Here is a 17,232-nt window from a genome sequence, read left to right on the forward strand (position 1 = left end):
GTATTGTTTGTCAGTGTGTTAAATTGAATTAACATTTGTTTTATCAATATTTACATTACTTGTATATAATATTTAACAGTCATTCTAATTTCATCAACAGCCAATGCGATAAATCCTGTTTAGCATTGCCGACCAATTTTTATAGACCGATTTCTTAACAAACTAAACAACTATGGTAAAAACTATTACTACCAGTTAACTATGCTCAAAATTTGCAATTGATTTTGATAAGCTTGAATTTTTACATCGCCGCTATTTCACTGCGCATTGTGTAATGTGACCTTATTTCATAAATCAATAATGCCGAAACCAATTATGGCATGGTGTAACAACACCATGCTGGTACTATATATCCAATAAACCTAATTAATTAACCATGCTACAAATTTTACGAAGTATTTTTATGCTGTGTTTGCTTGCCTGTGTTTGCATAGGCGCTTACGCGCAGAACCGGGTAATAACCGGTACGGTTACGGATCCGAACGGCGAGGCGCTCCCCGGCGCCACGGTTACGGCTACCGGTACTACGGTATCTGTTGCTACCAACAAAATGGGCGCTTTTTCCATCAATGCACCAGCCGCCAGCAACAGTTTAACCATAACCTTTTTAGGGATGGAAAAGCAACAAATTTCTATTGCCGGAAAAACAAACATTAATGTTTACCTGAAACCATCAGCAACATCGTTAGAAGAGGTTGTGGTAAAGGTTGCCTACGGTAGCGCTAAAAAGGCCAATCTATCAAGCGCGCAAACATCTATCTCAGCTAAAGAGCTTAACCGTACGGTGAATACCACGGTCGAGCAAGCGCTGCAGGGCCGTTCGGCGGGTGTATATGTTACACAAAATTCAGGGCAGCCGGGTGGGGGCATGTCAATCAATATCCGTGGTGTGAGTACCATCAACGGCGCCACCGATCCGCTGTATGTAATTGATGATATACAGATAGCGCCAACACAAATCGGTTTAGGTCTGCAAAGCTCAACCAACCCGTTGGCTGGTATAAACCCGGCTGATATTGAGGATATACAGGTATTGCAGGGCCCCGCAGCCACATCGCTGTACGGTTCACGTGCTACCAACGGTGTTGTGTTGATCACTACTAAAAGAGGTAAAGCAGGCGATGTAAAGCTCACTTACAATTATCAATATGGATTGCAAACAGCGCCAAAGCATCTCGATGTGATGGATTTGAGGCAATATGCGCAAATGGTTAAGGAATACCATGCTATTGCCGGCGGCGAAACACCGCTTGAATTTCTTGATCCGTCATTACTCGGCAAAGGCACTAACTGGCAGGATGAGCTTTTTGGAAACAGCGCGCGCCAAAATCATACGGTGAGCCTGAGTGGCGGTACCGAAAAAACCAAGTACTATTTATCCGGCGATTACCTTGATCAAAAGGGCGTTGCAGCAGGTTCAGGCTTTAAGCGCTACTCTGCACGTTTAAATATGGATAGCAAGGCCAAGGAATGGCTGACTTTTGGAACAGATCTTAACTTTAGCCAAACCAAAGAGAACCTGACTACCAGTCAGGAAAATTTAATATCCAACGGAATTCAGTTAACGCCGCAAATACCTGTTAAAAACATAGATGGTTCATGGGGCGGTGGCGATTTGAACAATGGTGCTAACCAGTTTGCGCCGGTTAACCCGGTTGCTATTGCCAACCTGGTAACCAATAACTTTTTAAGGCGCGAATTTCGCGGTGGTTTACGGGCCGATGTTAAGATTTTGCCTGAACTGCATTTTAAAACGTCATTAACTACAAACGTAGGCTACTCCGAATCACAAAACTATATGCCTACCTATAAAATTGGTTGGGCAGAGAATGTTACCGCTGCTTTTACCAACGGTACCGGTTCGAATACTTACTGGAATTGGAACCAGTTGCTGGAGTACAACAAAAGCTTTGGCAGGCATAACTTTAACCTGATAGCCAGCCACGAGGCGCAAGCCGGTACGTGGAAAAACCTTTCGGCACGCCGAACCGGCTTTTTAACCAATGATATATTTGACATTGAGGCAGGTGATCCAAACACGGCAAGTAACGGCGGCGGATCAGGACATTGGGCTTTAGAGTCTTTCCTGGCGAGGTTAAACTATAACTATGCCGACCGGTATATCGTTTCAGGAGCAATACGTGCCGACGGTTCGTCCAATTTCGGGTCAGAGAATATCTGGGGATACTTCCCGTCAGTGTCAGCAGCCTGGCGTATTACTAATGAGCCGTTCTGGAACTTATCAGCTATCAACGAATTAAAATTGCGTGTTGAAACCGGCTTAACCGGTAACCAGGGCGGCGGTGCGGGCATTTACTCACCTTTGGCGCCTGGTGCAACACCAACAAGTACCGGCTTTTTACCAAGCAAATTCGCTAACCCGAATTTGAAATGGGAAGAAACACGTACTTACAACATTGGCCTGAACGTTGGTTTATTTAAGGATCGTATTACACTTGAAGCCGATTATTACGATAAACAAACCAGCAACCTATTAATGGATTTGTCGCTGCCTTGGTACATGGGTACCAATGGTACAGGCGCTGTTGGCGCTCCGTTGGTAAATATTGGTACATTATCAAATAAAGGCTGGGGTATAACATTAAATACCACTAACATTACCAATAAGGATTTTACCTGGAACACAAACTTTAACATATCACACTTTAAAACCGTTATCAAGCAGCTCAACAGCGAGTCGGCGTTTATTTCACGTACCTCGTGGTGGTTAGATAACTGGACACAAAAATCAGCAATAGGTTCAGCGCCTTGGTTGTTCCAGGGATATATAGAAGAAGGCTTGTTCCAATCACTGGATGAGATTAACAGCAGCGCCGTGCCGGTTGACAATAATGGCAACAGGCTGCCAACTGCAGAGGTGAACGGTGTTTGGGTTGGCGATGTAAAGTACAAGGATATTAACGGTGATGGTAAAATCGATGTGAATGACCTTACTAACATAGGTAATCCATGGCCTAAACTGTATGCCGGTTTTACTAATAACTTCGCGTACAAAAACTTCAACCTTAGCGTGCTGGTAACAGCCGCATATGGTAACGATGTGTATAACTATCTGGCAAGAGCAAATTCAAATCCAAACAATATCAACCTGAGCCGTAACATGCTGCTTAACGCCATGAACTATGCGCGCCCGGTAACCAACGCCGACGGTTCAGCTTCGCTGGCCAATCCTGGAACCAACGTTGCCCGGATATCGTTCGGGCCAAACGGCAACTACGCCCGTATTACAGATAAATGGGTAGAGGATGGTTCATTTATCAGGCTAAAAAATGTAACCCTGTCATACAACGTACCGGCGGCTTTCCTGGCTAAACAAAAGTTTGTCCGTGGTGCACGCCTTGCTTTCGGTGTACAAAATCTGGCTACCATAACCGGTTACAAAGGTCTTGACCCTGAAGTTGGTTCATATGTTGGCAGAGACGCCAACGCCGGCAATCAGGCTATCGGCCTTGATAACGGGCGCTATCCGCTTACGCCGTTCTACACATTCAGTTTCGGGATTGACTTATAATATTTAAGATATGAAGATCATTAAAAATAAGATTTTCTGGGGCGTTTGTTTACTCCCCGTAATTTTGCTGTCGGCATGTAAAAAAACCTTTTTAGAAAAGGTACCTACCGACGCTATTGTAGATGCCAGCTTTTACAAAACAGACGATCAGGTACTTGCCGGTACGGCTTTACTATACAGCAAGGTTTGGTTTGATTATAATGATAAAGCATCATATAACCTTGGCGATTTCAGGGCGGGTACAGCTTTTTCAGCTTATAATGACCGGGGTAACGTATTGTTTAACACCACGGGCGACAACCCCGATAACTCTGCTGCCTGGCGTGCCTTCTTTATCGTGGTAGCGCAATCAAACTTAACCCGTCAAAATATTGAAACCTACGCCGGCAATGGCGTATCGGCTACGGTAAAAAAACAAGCCATTGCCGAAACACGCTTTATGCGGGCCCTGGCTTACCGGTTCTTGGTGATGAACTGGGGTGAGGTACCGGTTATTGAAAATAACACTAAGCTATTGCTGGATACCAGCCTGCGTAAAAACACGGTGCCAAGCGTTTGGAAATTTATTATTAACGATATGCGCGCGGCGGCTAATGATTTAACCGCTACACCTATACGCCCGGGCCGGGTAACTAAATGGGCTGCCGAAGCCATGCTGGCACGTTTTTACCTTAACAGGGCAGGGGTAGGCAGTAATGGAGCAGGGCAACGTAATCAGTCGGATCTGGACAGCGCGAAGTATTTCGCTGACAGGGTTATTAAGCAGGGCGGGTATGCGCTATTACCTAATTACGCTAATCTTTTTTTGTTTCCGTATGATAATAACACCGAATCCATCTTCTCATTGCAATGGGTATTCTCGCCTGGTGCCTGGGGTACGCAAAACTCTACGCCCGCATACCTGGCCTACAGTGGTGATATAGCTAACGGCGATGGCTGGGGCGGCGACAAAAGCGCAACCTGGTGGATGATGAAACAATATGATGGCTTTACTGTAAATGCTGCCGATAACGAACTTAAAGGCCGTACGCTCGATCAACGGCTTAAAGCTACGTTCATGCTTCCGGGAGCATCGTATCCTGAAATTACTCAGTCAATTCCAGGCGGTGAACAAAGGCTTGTTTTTCCATTTACGGGTAGCGACAATAACTTCCTGTCGATCAAAAAATATGTAACCGGTAAAGCTAAGGATAATGCCGGCCTTGCAGCACAGCAATATTACGGGCACGATACTTATATGATGCGCCTTGCCGAAATGTATTTGATTTATGCCGAAGCTCAGTTGGGCAACAGTTCGTCAACTACAGATGCAGTGGCAGTTGATTACTTTAATAAAGTGCACATGCGCTCAGGTTTACCTGCGTTTGAAGATCCGCTAACACTGGATGTAATATTTAAAGAACGTGTATTGGAGTTTGCAATGGAGGGTATGGCCTGGTACGATTTGGTAAGCATGCATTATTACAACGCGCAAAAGGCATACAGCATCCTTAACGCGCAGGACAGGGGCTTGTTTTTCACCAAACCTGATCAGTTTCCGAACCCAACACAGTGGACGCTTACTAAAACGCCATGGGCCACAACCGATAGGGTAATTAACGCTAACAGCGGCAATTTCCTGCTGCCTATACCTACACCCGAGCTTGATCAGGCACCTAACCTGAAGAAACCTGCGGTTGATTATTACGCACAATAATATGGCTTATCAAAAATCAGATAAAGATGAAAAGTATATTTAAGACATTATTAACACTTTTAGCGGTTACGCTTACAGTGTGTATTTATTCGTCATGCTCAAAAAATGATAAGGACGAAACAGGCACCCCAACCATAAGTTACATCAGGATAACTGACCCAAATTCATCCGATTCGTTATTGGTGTCGGCGGGGCAGGGCAATCTTATAGCCATAGTGGGTACCAACCTGCAAAACGCGCGCGAGATTTGGTTTAACGACAGAAAGGCTATAGTAACTACCACTTACGTTACTAATACCTCAATACTGGTGAGCGTACCCAGCGAGATACCGGTAGATATTACCAACAAGATCAGGATCATTTTTGCTGACGGCAAAACGCTGGATCATGATTTTAAGGTGAGCATAGCTGAACCGGTGATTTCTTACATGGATTGTGAGTATGTGCCTACCGGCGAGATTGCCACCATAAACGGAAACTATTTTTATCAGCCACTTACGGTAACCTTTGCAGGAGGTGTTGAAGGTGAGATAGAATCAATTACCGATGCTGTAATCAAGGTACGCGTTCCTGCAGGTGCACAACCAGGCCCGATTACGGTAAAAACCAATTTTGGTGAAACCGAATCAGACTTGTTCTTCAGGGATAACCGTAACATCATCCTAAGCAGCGATCCGTTTACCGGCTGGTGGAACTCGTCATTCGTGGTTAGTTCTCCGGGGGCTGATGATCCGATTGCTATCAACGGCAACTACATTCGTGTAAAACGTGTAATTGGCGCCTGGGGCTGGACAGAAGTTGCAGGCGGTCCGCCTGATGCTATGGGGCCCATCAGTAAGAACATTCCGGATGCTGCCATTCTCAAGCCTGAAGATTATAACCTTAAATTCGAAGTGAATACCGTTAAGCCTTATAACAACAATACTATACGGTTCAATTTCGGCTTGTCTGATTTTAATAACGATGCTTACTTATGGAACCCACCTATTGATACCAAAGGCAAATGGCAAACCATAACCATTCCGTTTGATGAGTATGCCGATGCCTTTAAGTCGCCATTAACGGTGAGGCCTAATGGTTACTACACGCGTGTGCTATTCCTCGGCCCGGGAGAATTGGATGCAGATATATCATTTGATAACTTCCGGGTAGTGCCCAAAGTAAATAAAGATTAACGCTTTTATAACCGACTTAAAAAAAGATGAAATTAACATATCATAAACCTTTACTTACCGTAATTACCGGCTTTATGCTGGTAATTACGATGGCCATGTCGTGCAAAAACACCGATAACGAAGTTAACTCCGGTAGAGTAGAGTTACTGAGTTTTGGACCCGCAGGTGTTAAACATGGCGAGCAGATACGCTTTATTGGCAAAAACCTCAAAAAGGTAACCGAAATAGATTTGCCAGGCGCAACTGTTTCAAGTTCAGCTTTTGTTGAGCAGAAGGATGACCTGATCACCATAACCGTTCCACAGGAAACTGAAAAGGGATTTGTAACCCTTAAGAGCGCTGATGGCGACGTAACCTCAAAAACGGAGATACAGTTTGAAGTACCGGTAACCATAACATCGGTACCGGCCACAGCACGCGTCGGAGATAATATAACCATAACCGGCGATTTTGTAAACTGGGTAACTGGCGTACAATTTGCGCCTGATGTTTTGGTTGAAGATTTTGTGAGCAAATCGTTAACGCAAATAGTGGTTAAGGTACCTGCCGATGCGGCTACCGGTACTGTGGTGTTTTACACGGGAGGTACTAAGCCCTTGGTTATCGAATCAGAGAACGAACTCGTTATTACCCCCTGAGCCTTTTATAATAATTGTATGCGTTAGGTATCAATAAGGCGCCTAACATTCCCAAACTCCTGCAGCGTTATCCTTAACCGCAGGAGTTTTTCTGTTTGTAATTGTAGGAAACCAATCTTTTTAATACGGATTGTGATAGGTATTTGATAGATTTGATAACCTGATTATGACGAAGTTCTTGTTTACACGATACCTGTTTGCGGCATTATTGTTATGGCAAAGCGCGTTTGGCCAAAACAATAATTACGCGTTTTCGCATATCAACGTAAATACAGGCTTATCACACAACAACGTAACTGCTTTCTTAAAAGATAGCCGCGGTTATTTGTGGATTGGCACGCAAAACGGACTCAACCGTTATGATGGAAATACTTTTAAATTGTACCAGCATAATGCAAATGACCCGACATCAATAAGTGATAATTTCATTATCAGCATATTTGAGGGTCCGGGTGATAAGTTCTGGATCAAAACACAATCGGGCTACAGTATATATGACCAGGCCACTGAAAGCTTTAATGATGATGTAGGCAAGTACCTGAAACCGTATGGTGTGCCCGATTATAGGGTAATGAAAATTGTAAAAGGCCGTAACGGTAACTATTACTTTTTACACGCGGTTGAGGGGCTTTTTATTTATAATCCGGCAACGCGCAAAACCCGTAGTTATCCGTCAATTAAAGGTAATTCAGCTTCGCTGTATTCCATAAATGTGGCAGATATATATCCTGATTCGAAAGGCAACATCTGGATAGCATATAAAGATGGCGTTGTAGATAAGTTTGATATTGTTAAAAGTAAAATAACCTATCGCTCAACAGCTATTGCTAACGCGCTGGCAAGCAAAAGCTACCAGATGTACCGGATTTTTGTTGACGCGCAGGACGAGATATGGTTTTATTCGGGGCCGATAGGTACGTATTACTTGAACCCCGCAAGTAATACCATAAAACATTTTTATAAGGATGCGCCCGGCCATAGCCTTAATGCCAACATTGTAAATAGCGTATTACAGGATGATAAGGGCAAGATATGGCTGTCTACCGATCCCGGCGGCGTAAACCTCATTGACAAAAGTAATTTTGCCATCAGCTATCTGCAGAAAAAAGAAAACGATGATAAAAGCCTAAGCCAAAACAGCCTTACAGAATTATATAAGGACGACGCGGGTACAATTTGGGTAGGCACATACAAAAAAGGCGTTAATTATTACCATCAAAATATTGTTAAGTTTCCGTTGTATAAGCATAACCCGCTGCTTGCCAATACAATTGGTTATGATGATGTAAACGCTTTTGCAGAGGACGCCAAAGGCAATTTATGGATCGGCACGAACGGTGGGGGACTGATTTACTACGACCGTAAGGCTGAAAAATTTACCACTTATCGAAACAATAAGAACAACACCAACAGCCTGTCAAACAACGTGGTGGTGAGCCTGGCGATAGACCATGAACAAAAGCTTTGGATAGGCACCTACTTTGGCGGGCTTGATTGCTTTGACGGCAGAACCTTCAGGCATTACCGGCACAGTGATGCCGATCCGTACAGCTTGTCTGACGATAGGGTGTATGAAATAAAGGAAGACCATTTGCACAGGTTATGGATTGGCACCTTATCCGGCGGCTTAAATATGCTTAGCCCTGATCGAGATAAGTTTACGGTATACCGTGCTTTTCGTGAAAATTCCATCCACTCTGATTACGTTTTCAGCATTATTGAGGATAGCAGAAACAATATCTGGGTAGGCACTTCTGATGGTATCGATGTAATTGCGCCCGATAACAAAATAAAACATTACAAACATATAAACGGAGATGTTAACAGCTTAGTTTATAATAATGTATATACTTTGCTTGAAGACAAGTACGGCAATATTTGTATAGGTACCCGCGAAGGCTTGAATATACTCAACCCTAAAACCGGTAAATTTAAACTCTATCGCAAACAGGATGGTTTGCCTGATAACAACATTGTATCATTAGAGCAGGATAGCGAGGGTAATTTGTGGATGGGTACCGCTAATGGTCTTTCAAAAGCCCAGGTGTTAATGGCTGAAGGGCAGATGAAATTACAGTTCATCAATTTTAATGAAAGGGATGGTTTGCAAGGCAGGCAGTTTAATGATGATGCATCATTAATTACCCGCAAGGGCGAGCTGTTATTTGGCGGCGGCAACGGTTTTAACCTTTTCATCCCTCAAAATATCCGGCTTAACAGAACGGCACCCAAGCTTATTTTTACTGATTTTCAATTGTTTAACACCAGCATAAAACCCGGCCGTAAAGTAAACGGCAAGGTAATTTTATCCAGGTTGATTACAGATACAAAGAATATCGACCTGGATTATGATGATAATTTTTTCTCTATAGATTTTGCCGCTCTTAATTTTCTCAACCCGGAAAATGTGAGGTACAGCTATAAACTAAAGGGTTTTGATGAAGACTGGATAACGGCCGACAATAAAGTACGCAAAGCCACCTATACAAACCTTAGCGCGGGCACATATACGTTTATTGCCCGTGCTGCCGCCATTGATAATTCATGGCCTGTGCGAAAAATATCATTGCAGATAAAAGTTTTGCCGCCATTTTGGCAAAGTACCACGGCTTACATATGCTATATACTTATAGCCCTTGCTATGCTGCTTTATATACGTTACCGTGGTATTAAAAAGCTAAAAGCGCGTTTCGCGCTTGAGCAGGAGCGGGAAGATGTAAAGCGGCAACGCGAAATAGACTCCATGAAAATTAAGTTTCTTACAAATATCAGTCATGAATTTAAAACGCCCATATCATTGATAATGGCACCCGCTGATAAATTGTTAAAAGACCCAAAACTCAATGAGCAGGGTAATGATCTGGCTATTATTAAGAAGAATGCTAACCGGTTGCTAAACCTGGTAAACCAGCTTTTGGACTTACGTAAAATGGAAACCCGTGAGTTAAAACTGGATTTGAAAGAAGGCGAGATCATTGCCTTTATAAAAAACATTACGCATTCCTTTAACGATATTGCCGAAAAGGGTAACATTCAACTCACGTTTGATACGGATACATCCCTGCTCAAAACCGTTTTTGATCATGATAAAGTAGAGCGGATTTTATTGAACCTGCTTTCAAATGCATTTAAATTTACCCCAGCCGGTGGCAATATAAGCGTTCTGTTAAGCTGTAAGCAGAATTTACAGGTTAATGAGCACTGTATATTAAAAATAAACGTAATTGATACCGGTATTGGCGTGCCGCCTAACAAGGTTGATAAGATTTTCGAACGTTTTTTTCAACATGATGCGCCGGTCTCCATGATGAACCAGGGGAATGGTATAGGCTTGTCTATCGCTAAAGAGTTTGTTAAAATGCATAATGGCAATATCAATGTAGAGCACGTAGCCAATGGCGGGAGCTGCTTTATTGTTGAATTGCCTTTGCCCGTACTATCAATACAAACTGCCGGAGCAAACGAGGTGGTAGTTGCCAAAACGAAATCTGTTGAGCCTGAGCTTCAAAAAAAGAAGAAGGTACTATTGGTTGAGGACGATGACGATTTCAGGTTTTACCTGAAAGATAACCTTGCGGAGCATTACAGTATTGTTGAGGCGGTAAATGGTAAAGAAGGCTGGCAAAAAGCGTTAGCATTTCATCCGGATTTAATTGTGAGTGATATTAGTATGGCTGAAATGGATGGTTTACAACTTTGCAGTAAAATAAAGATGGATAACCGTACCTCACACATTCCCATAATTTTACTTACCGCCATGCCGAATGAAGAGACACTGCTGGAGGGATTGAATACAGGCGCTAACGATTATCTTATTAAGCCGCTGAATTTTGAGGTGCTGCTATCAAAAATTAAAAACCTGCTTGCACTCCAAACAGTAACAAAGGATAACCAGCGTAAAAAGATAGACGTTCAGCTAAGCGACCGCAACATACCATCTGCCGACGAGAAATTTATGGCTGCGGCCTTGCTGTATATTGAGGCCAATTTACAAAATGCCGATTTTACCGTAGAAGAGCTCAGCAGGCATATGTGCATGAGCCGCGTATCACTTTACAAAAAAGTGCTGTTGCTTACCGGCAAAACCCCGGTTGATTTTATCCGCTCGATAAGGTTGCGCAGGGCGGCCCAGCTTTTAGCCAAGAGTCAGCTATCGGTATCAGAGATATCATATGAGGTGGGTTTTAATACACCCCATTACTTTGCGAAAACCTTTAAGGCAGAGTACGATATGCTACCCTCAGATTATATTAATCATTTCAGAAACGAAAAGGTGATGTAGCATAGAAAGAAAGCTTATTAGTAATTATTTATCACGAGTTAGCGTATACTTTAATTAAGCCCGAATCCGTTATTCATGGCGCTTATTTTTAAGCAGCGCATTTAAATAATCTATTTCTATTAAATATTAAGGTTTTTTGCGTCATTTGAGGCTTTAAGTTTTATATGAAACCTTTTTACACCGCCTTTTTGTTGCTTACCTCGCTATTTCATCAGGTTTTAGCCCAGCAGAAAAGTCCACATGTTTCCGGTGAGGTCGAAATCAATCGCGCGGAAGGGCTGATTAAATGCGACCTTTATCTGAATAATCTGCCGGATCTGGGTAAGCAATATAAGGTTTTACTTAACAGAGGTTTCAATATTGGCCTATGGCGGGATGATAGCGGAAAAGTGCTTAAGTATAGCGGCTTTTACGATAGCAATCTTTTAGGCGAGGCTGTGCCTTACCTGCCTTATTCGGGTAATGATACATTGAAGTTGCCTGCAAAATTGCGGTTAACTTATACCGGTGCTTTTCCTGTTTATATCGATACGCTTAATTCATTTGATTTTAAGGGCTTTATAGCGTTCAATAGCAATACAGTGCGTGCCGCAGATCAATCCAAATGGTACCCGGTTATTTATGATGTTAAAAATGACAGGGAACTGCAGGATGTTACCTACGATATTGACGTAACTTGTAAGGATTGTGAAACCATTTACATCAATGGTTCCGCGGCAAAGGCTGGTCCGCAGGCCAGGCTCCGGTCAAACGTTGCCAGGCCTTTGCTGTTATTTGCAGGTAATTATAAAGTTCAGCCGTTAGAAAACAGCACGTTTTTAAATGCCGAACTTACGCCTGATGAGGCAGCGGTATTCAATGAGAATATAAACACCATAGTTGATTTTTATAAGTCATACCTGAAAGTTCCTTTCGGTGCAAAAATAACCTTTTTACAGCACCAGGCTGTTGAACCGTATGGGCCAAAGCGTAGTTGGGGATTCGTAACTTTTCCGACTATCGCGGTGGCCGGTAAATCATTTAAATCAGAGATCGACACGCAAAAAAGGCTGTTTGTAAACACTTATAGTTACGCTTTTTACGCGCACGAAATGGGGCACTATTATTTCGGAAATGTGTTGAAACCTAACTCCACGTTAAAATGGTTTTTCCTGGAAAGTATGGCTGAGTTTCTTTCCATAAAGGCAACCGAAAACAAATACGGAAAGGATGCCACACGGAAATATATTGATGAAAGACGATCCATGATGAAGGATTGGAAGGTGAAGCCGCTGCCCGAAATTACTAAACCTGACCAGATAGGAGAGGGCTACCGCTATAATTACGCGCCGTTAATGTTGCTGGTTATGGAGAGAAGGTTTGGCACCAAAGCTATGCAGCTGTTTTGCCAAAAGGCTTTGCAAAATGCCGGTAAGGAGACTGATTATAATTTACTGGTAAACACCGTTAAAAGCGCTGGCATCAGTAATGAGCAGTGGCAGTTATTTGAGAAGGAAGTCATCAGCCAGAGTGAATGCAAAAAGGTATTTGATTACCTGTAAATTAAAGTTCAGGAATAGATCATCTCGATCATTCGCTTTAGCGCTTGCTTAATCTGATCCTGACCTTCAGGCTGCTGAACGTCGATACCGCAAAACGTGCTTTCCTGCATCTTGGCGTGCAGCGTTAAATAGTAAATGCCTCCCATGAGCAACGCGTACATTGCTCTGAAGTTTTTGCTTCCGTCCTTAAAATGCGGGTCAAAAACAGATTGCAGTATTTCTTCGCCGGTGTTTTCGCGTTTTTGGTCAACCTCTTTCAGCACAGGTGATTTGTCACTTAATCCCCAGGTAATAATCCGTCGCATTTCCTCGTTGCCAATAAGGCTGTTTAACTGATCTTCCAGTACGCCATAAGCCAGGCCCTTACCGGCGTCTTCTTTAGCCATTTGTATAATTCCGGCTACATGTTCAGGTTGTATTTTCCAGTAATCTTTACTGTTCAGGTACTCCTTAACCAAACCATCCAGATCGCCAAAGTAATCATATATCAGCCTGCGGTCAACCTGCGCCTCGTTAGCAATAGCGCTAACGCTGAGTCCTAAGAAACCGCTTTTTTTAAGCGTATTACCCAACGCCTCAATTAGTTTGGCTTTCGTTCGTTCCTTATTCCTGACGGGGCCATCAGTTATCTTCCTGGTCATTGCTCACTAAGTTTAGCGCAATTTGCGATGTTTTATATTATCTTCAAAGTATTATCCCGTAACATGCCTGACAAGCAATAATTTAGAGTATATTGGCGAAAGATTTCACAATAAGTTAAAAAATAATTTATATCACGATATGGTGATATATTGGTATATTAGCGCAATTTAAACTACAACTGACTGTTAAACTGATTAAATGCAAAAACGGAGAACGCTTTCTGATTTGCTCTTAAATGGCTTGCTAATAACAAGAGATTTTACGCTTTTTATTAGCAACTCGCAGGCGGTTTTGGCTTACAGGCAACCACTAATACATTACTCATCGAGATCAAAGCATACAATACTTTATAACCTTATCACTGTATGACCTCAAAATGCCTCAATTGTGCAGCTGACGTTACGCTGAACTATTGCCCGCAATGCGGACAAAAAGTTTCTACGCACCGTTATTCTATCAAGCACTTTGTGGAGCACGACCTAATACATGGCGTATGGCATGTTGACAAGGGCGTTTTGTTTACCCTCAAGGAACTTTTCACGCGGCCCGGACATGGCGTACGTGAGTTCATTGAGGGTAAAAGGGTCAATTACTTTAGTTTTGTAACGTTGATTCTTCTTATTGTAACCATTTCTACCATGCTTGCGCCATACGTCCACGTAAAAATGGCTGATTTAATGCCGCAGCAAACCCGGGAAATGATGAACTCGGTTGAGAAATTCATGTCGGCCCACCCTAAACTGGTGCTCATTATTTCCATCCCGATATATTCGCTGTTCAGTTTTGCCTGGTTTAATAAGGCTCGGCTAAATTACTCTGAGCATCTTGTGCTTAACTCATACCGGATAATACCCGAAATGATATTCGGCCTGTTGGTGAGCATCGTTACCATTTTTTACACAAACACCGCGGTGATCGCATTCTTGTACCTGGGTTTTATTACACTTTTCTCGTTTTTGTATAGCATCTATTTCTATTTTCAATTTTTCTCCGTTTACGGCTACAGCAAAAGTGGATTGATATTCAGAAGTATAATGATGCCGATTTCATATATATTGTTATCATTTTTATCAGGCATTGCAATAGGCGTGGCCAAATAGTTATTTAAGCTGCATTAAACTGTATTCACATCTCAAATAATCCTAAAATCAGCGCGATCATCGCAATAGTTAAAGCAATCGCCCGGTAGATAATTACACTATCCCAGCGTTGCTGCAGCTGTCTTATGTTGGTTGGCATTTGCTTATTTAAGGCCGCTTTAGACATTGTTTGGTTTATAGGTTTAGCTATGGTGAGATAGATAACCAAATGCAAAATCAAAGAAACTGAGGCCAAGCCAGAATACATGGCGATATGTATATTATAATTTATTGCGGTAAGTATTAAGCAAGACAGAAGGCCGGTTGCGCCTATTATCGGCATTCGTTTGTCTGCAATCAAGTGTGTATGTCCGATAAGGTCGGCAATGGATTTGTCGCTGCTTAAGGTAGCAGCCTTTTTTACTACGATAGCGTGAAAAACGTCGGTTCCGTACACAACGCCTACAGCCAATACGGCCAGCGTTGCCAGTATTTGATTAATTAGCATATGCTTGGTTTTTTATGGTTTTGTTTAAATAGCAGGATGCTGTTAACGATCATTACAAGGGCTGTAATTCCATGGATCAGGAGATGCTCCATATCTCCGGCGCCATTATTGGTTAATACAATAAGAAAATCAGCAACCGGAACTATAACTGCAGCGGAGAACACCCACGCTACAGCCCTCCGCATGCGCATAAATAATAAGGGCAATAATGCAATGCCTGTAAATATGTCGCGGATGCCCTTAATTTGCCCGTAAGCAGTATCTGAAGCGTTTTTAAAATTTATGCCATAGCCAGCCGCGCCAACATGCGGCAGCATAATAAAGCGTAGGCCTATAAATATAATACCTGATGCTAAAATAAACGTGATCCAGAAAGATACCGAGCGGGCACCCCATGCGCTTTGTTTAATTTGTGTTTCCATTTTTCATGATGATTAATGACACAAATTTCCTTAACCGAATGCCAGATTTCGTTCACCTGGGTTAACTAATGCAATGCGGCTTAATCTGCTTTTGATACAAGTCTTTTTCGTATGCGGGATAGAGATTGCGGCTTAATACCTACATACGATGCGATGTAATACTGTGGTATGCGTTGGGCAAGCTCAGCGTACGCATGCAGAAACTGCCGGTAACGCTCGGCAGGCGAATCACGGTAGAAAGACTTTAGCTGTTCCAGGCTGTTTACAAAGACGCTTTCAATGCCCAAGCGGCCCAGCTTTTCGCCTTCACGAACGGTAGCGTACAGGCGTTGCAAATTTTCAAAGCTGATTACCTGAAGGCTGGTGTCCTCTATAGCCTGTATATTGGTGTTTGATGGGTTGCGCGGAAGAAAACTTTGATAATTGCTTACAAACTCGCCTTCCTTATTAAAATATAACGTTTTGTGGTTGCCGTCGTCATTCATGTAATAGCGCACTAAGCCTTTCTCAATGAAGCCCACGTACCGGCAAACCTGTCCTTCCTCTACAAAAAAATCTCCCGCTTTTAATTCAAGCGGCTTAAACAAGCTTTTAATTATAGCTTCTTCTTCCTCATCAATACTGATCAGATGTTTTATCGTAGCGATCAACTGGCTCATAGCGCTTGTTTCAGTTGTTTAAGTGTTCGCTTGTGCAGCCCGGTTACGGTTAAATGCCCCGGCGTTGAAAACGATTACAGCCATGAATATGAGTGCGTAAGCAAATATCTGCAAAGCTCCCAGCGGTTCATGGTAAACCACGCCTGATAGTACAAAAGCGATTATGGGGTTTATATTTAATATCATGCCTACTTTAGATGAGCTGATGCCACTTAACGCGTACAGGTTTAAAAACAGTGGCACTATGGTGTAAAGCACCGCGATTATTTCCACGTAAAAATAAAATTTAAATTCCGTAGGTACAGGGCCTGCAAATGCCGGGAAAAAAGGCAGTAAAATCAGAGCTGATAACAGAATGTGAATGTTAAGTATCAAAAATTTATCAAACCCGCTGTTTTGGTTTTGGCTAATGAGGTAACCGGCATAGGTAAAGCCAACAAACGTGCTAAAAAACATGTTAGTGAGGCTGGTGTAAGAAAGTAGTAAACAGCCGGCGCAACTTAGCGATACCGAAAGCCATTGCAGGCGGGTAAGTTTATCATGCAATATGAAATAGGCGAGCAAGGTAGTCAGGATAGGGCATACCAGGTAAGCTACAGAGGTAGCACGAACGCTAACATGATTCATGACGTAGATGAATGAGAACCAATTAGCGGTTAAAAACAGGCTGCCACCTATGTTGAGCCACAAAACAGATCGGCGTTTTTTAGTGGGTAACGATTTGAACAGATTTAAATTTTGACGGATTTTTTCGCGCTTAAATAGTATCGATATAACCGACATAATGACGGCACAACTGAACACACGGTAAAAAAGTATATCCAACGAGGCATACTCGTGCAGCGGTTTAAGTACCAGGCTAAAAAAGCCCCATATAGCAAAACCAAGCGAGGCGGCTAAATAGTATTTAAGTTGTTTCAAAATGAAAAGGCTGATAGTGCGATAAACGTCGGCCAAAACTATGTTTTTCCCTCGCCATATTTATCATCTGCAAATCAGATGTTGAACATTCACGCTCTTTATTCCGAAAAAAAGCGCCCGTAGCTGAACTTACTACG

General features: G+C 42.6%; 12 protein-coding genes. 7 read left to right on the plus strand and 5 right to left on the minus strand.

All coding sequences use genetic code 11. The annotated features are described in order from the left end of the window. Positions 1–376 precede the first annotated feature (376 nt). The 6 genes from LT679_RS00825 to LT679_RS00850 all read left to right on the plus strand — a co-directional run bounded on the left by LT679_RS00825 (position 377) and on the right by LT679_RS00850 (position 12,864). Positions 377–3,532 (plus strand): SusC/RagA family TonB-linked outer membrane protein, encoded by a 3,156-nt coding sequence (locus tag LT679_RS00825; RefSeq protein ID WP_232175001.1) that lies wholly within the window; start codon positions 377–379, stop codon positions 3,530–3,532. 10 nt (positions 3,533–3,542) lie between these two features. Beyond that, positions 3,543–5,228, plus strand: a complete 1,686-nt coding sequence (locus LT679_RS00830) for a RagB/SusD family nutrient uptake outer membrane protein (RefSeq protein ID WP_232175002.1) — start codon at positions 3,543–3,545, stop codon at positions 5,226–5,228. A 26-nt stretch (positions 5,229–5,254) separates the two neighbouring features. Beyond that, positions 5,255–6,403, plus strand: a complete 1,149-nt coding sequence (locus LT679_RS00835; protein WP_232175003.1) for a glycan-binding surface protein — start codon at positions 5,255–5,257, stop codon at positions 6,401–6,403. 26 nt (positions 6,404–6,429) lie between these two features. Continuing rightward, complete coding sequence (locus LT679_RS00840) at positions 6,430–7,041, plus strand: hypothetical protein (protein WP_232175004.1); 612 nt, start codon at positions 6,430–6,432, stop codon at positions 7,039–7,041. A 166-nt stretch (positions 7,042–7,207) separates the two neighbouring features. Beyond that, positions 7,208–11,323, plus strand: a complete 4,116-nt coding sequence (locus tag LT679_RS00845; protein WP_232175005.1) for a hybrid sensor histidine kinase/response regulator transcription factor — start codon at positions 7,208–7,210, stop codon at positions 11,321–11,323. 164 nt (positions 11,324–11,487) lie between these two features. Further along, positions 11,488–12,864: a gluzincin family metallopeptidase gene (locus tag LT679_RS00850; RefSeq protein ID WP_232175006.1), complete on the plus strand. Its 1,377-nt coding sequence runs from the start codon at positions 11,488–11,490 to the stop codon at positions 12,862–12,864. 8 nt (positions 12,865–12,872) lie between these two features. Here the strand turns inward: LT679_RS00850 and LT679_RS00855 are convergent, their stop codons facing one another. Beyond that, entirely contained in the window at positions 12,873–13,505 is a 633-nt protein-coding gene (locus LT679_RS00855) for a TetR/AcrR family transcriptional regulator (protein WP_232175007.1), read from the minus strand. A gap of 366 nt (positions 13,506–13,871) precedes the next feature. On the opposite strand from LT679_RS00855, the gene LT679_RS00860 reads away from it, so the two are divergent. Beyond that, positions 13,872–14,606 carry a DUF3667 domain-containing protein gene (locus LT679_RS00860; RefSeq protein WP_232175008.1) on the plus strand — a complete coding sequence of 245 codons (735 nt, stop codon included), beginning with the start codon at positions 13,872–13,874 and terminating at the stop codon, positions 14,604–14,606. A gap of 25 nt (positions 14,607–14,631) precedes the next feature. On the opposite strand, the gene LT679_RS00865 is transcribed toward LT679_RS00860, so the two are convergent. From LT679_RS00865 to LT679_RS00880, 4 genes are all read right to left on the minus strand, one after another. Continuing rightward, entirely contained in the window at positions 14,632–15,093 is a 462-nt protein-coding gene (locus LT679_RS00865; RefSeq protein WP_232175009.1) for a DUF1772 domain-containing protein, read from the minus strand. After that, positions 15,087–15,515: a DUF4267 domain-containing protein gene (locus tag LT679_RS00870; RefSeq protein WP_232175010.1), complete on the minus strand. Its 429-nt coding sequence runs from the start codon at positions 15,513–15,515 to the stop codon at positions 15,087–15,089. Before LT679_RS00870 ends, LT679_RS00865 begins: the two co-directional genes overlap by 7 nt. An 80-nt stretch (positions 15,516–15,595) precedes the next feature. Further along, positions 15,596–16,174, minus strand: coding sequence for a Crp/Fnr family transcriptional regulator (locus LT679_RS00875; protein WP_232175011.1), 579 nt, complete (start codon positions 16,172–16,174; stop codon positions 15,596–15,598). Between the two features lie 18 nt (positions 16,175–16,192). After that, entirely contained in the window at positions 16,193–17,095 is a 903-nt protein-coding gene (locus LT679_RS00880) for an EamA family transporter (protein WP_232175012.1), read from the minus strand. Positions 17,096–17,232: the final 137 nt, after the last annotated feature.

Source organism: Mucilaginibacter roseus (genome assembly GCF_021215455.1).
GTDB classification, from domain to species: Bacteria; Bacteroidota; Bacteroidia; order Sphingobacteriales; family Sphingobacteriaceae; genus Mucilaginibacter; species Mucilaginibacter roseus.

What these genes read in the sequence shown, in the direction of transcription:
- LT679_RS00825 (WP_232175001.1), top strand. Translation starts at nt 377, where the DNA reads ATGCTACAAATTTTACGAAGTATTTTTATGCTGTGTTTGCTTGCCTGT.
- LT679_RS00830 (WP_232175002.1), top strand. Translation starts at nt 3,543, where the DNA reads ATGAAGATCATTAAAAATAAGATTTTCTGGGGCGTTTGTTTACTCCCC.
- LT679_RS00835 (WP_232175003.1), top strand. Translation starts at nt 5,255, where the DNA reads ATGAAAAGTATATTTAAGACATTATTAACACTTTTAGCGGTTACGCTT.
- LT679_RS00840 (WP_232175004.1), top strand. Translation starts at nt 6,430, where the DNA reads ATGAAATTAACATATCATAAACCTTTACTTACCGTAATTACCGGCTTT.
- LT679_RS00845 (WP_232175005.1), top strand. Translation starts at nt 7,208, where the DNA reads ATGACGAAGTTCTTGTTTACACGATACCTGTTTGCGGCATTATTGTTA.
- LT679_RS00850 (WP_232175006.1), top strand. Translation starts at nt 11,488, where the DNA reads ATGAAACCTTTTTACACCGCCTTTTTGTTGCTTACCTCGCTATTTCAT.
- LT679_RS00855 (WP_232175007.1), bottom strand. Translation starts at nt 13,505, where the DNA reads ATGACCAGGAAGATAACTGATGGCCCCGTCAGGAATAAGGAACGAACG.
- LT679_RS00860 (WP_232175008.1), top strand. Translation starts at nt 13,872, where the DNA reads ATGACCTCAAAATGCCTCAATTGTGCAGCTGACGTTACGCTGAACTAT.
- LT679_RS00865 (WP_232175009.1), bottom strand. Translation starts at nt 15,093, where the DNA reads ATGCTAATTAATCAAATACTGGCAACGCTGGCCGTATTGGCTGTAGGC.
- LT679_RS00870 (WP_232175010.1), bottom strand. Translation starts at nt 15,515, where the DNA reads ATGGAAACACAAATTAAACAAAGCGCATGGGGTGCCCGCTCGGTATCT.
- LT679_RS00875 (WP_232175011.1), bottom strand. Translation starts at nt 16,174, where the DNA reads ATGAGCCAGTTGATCGCTACGATAAAACATCTGATCAGTATTGATGAG.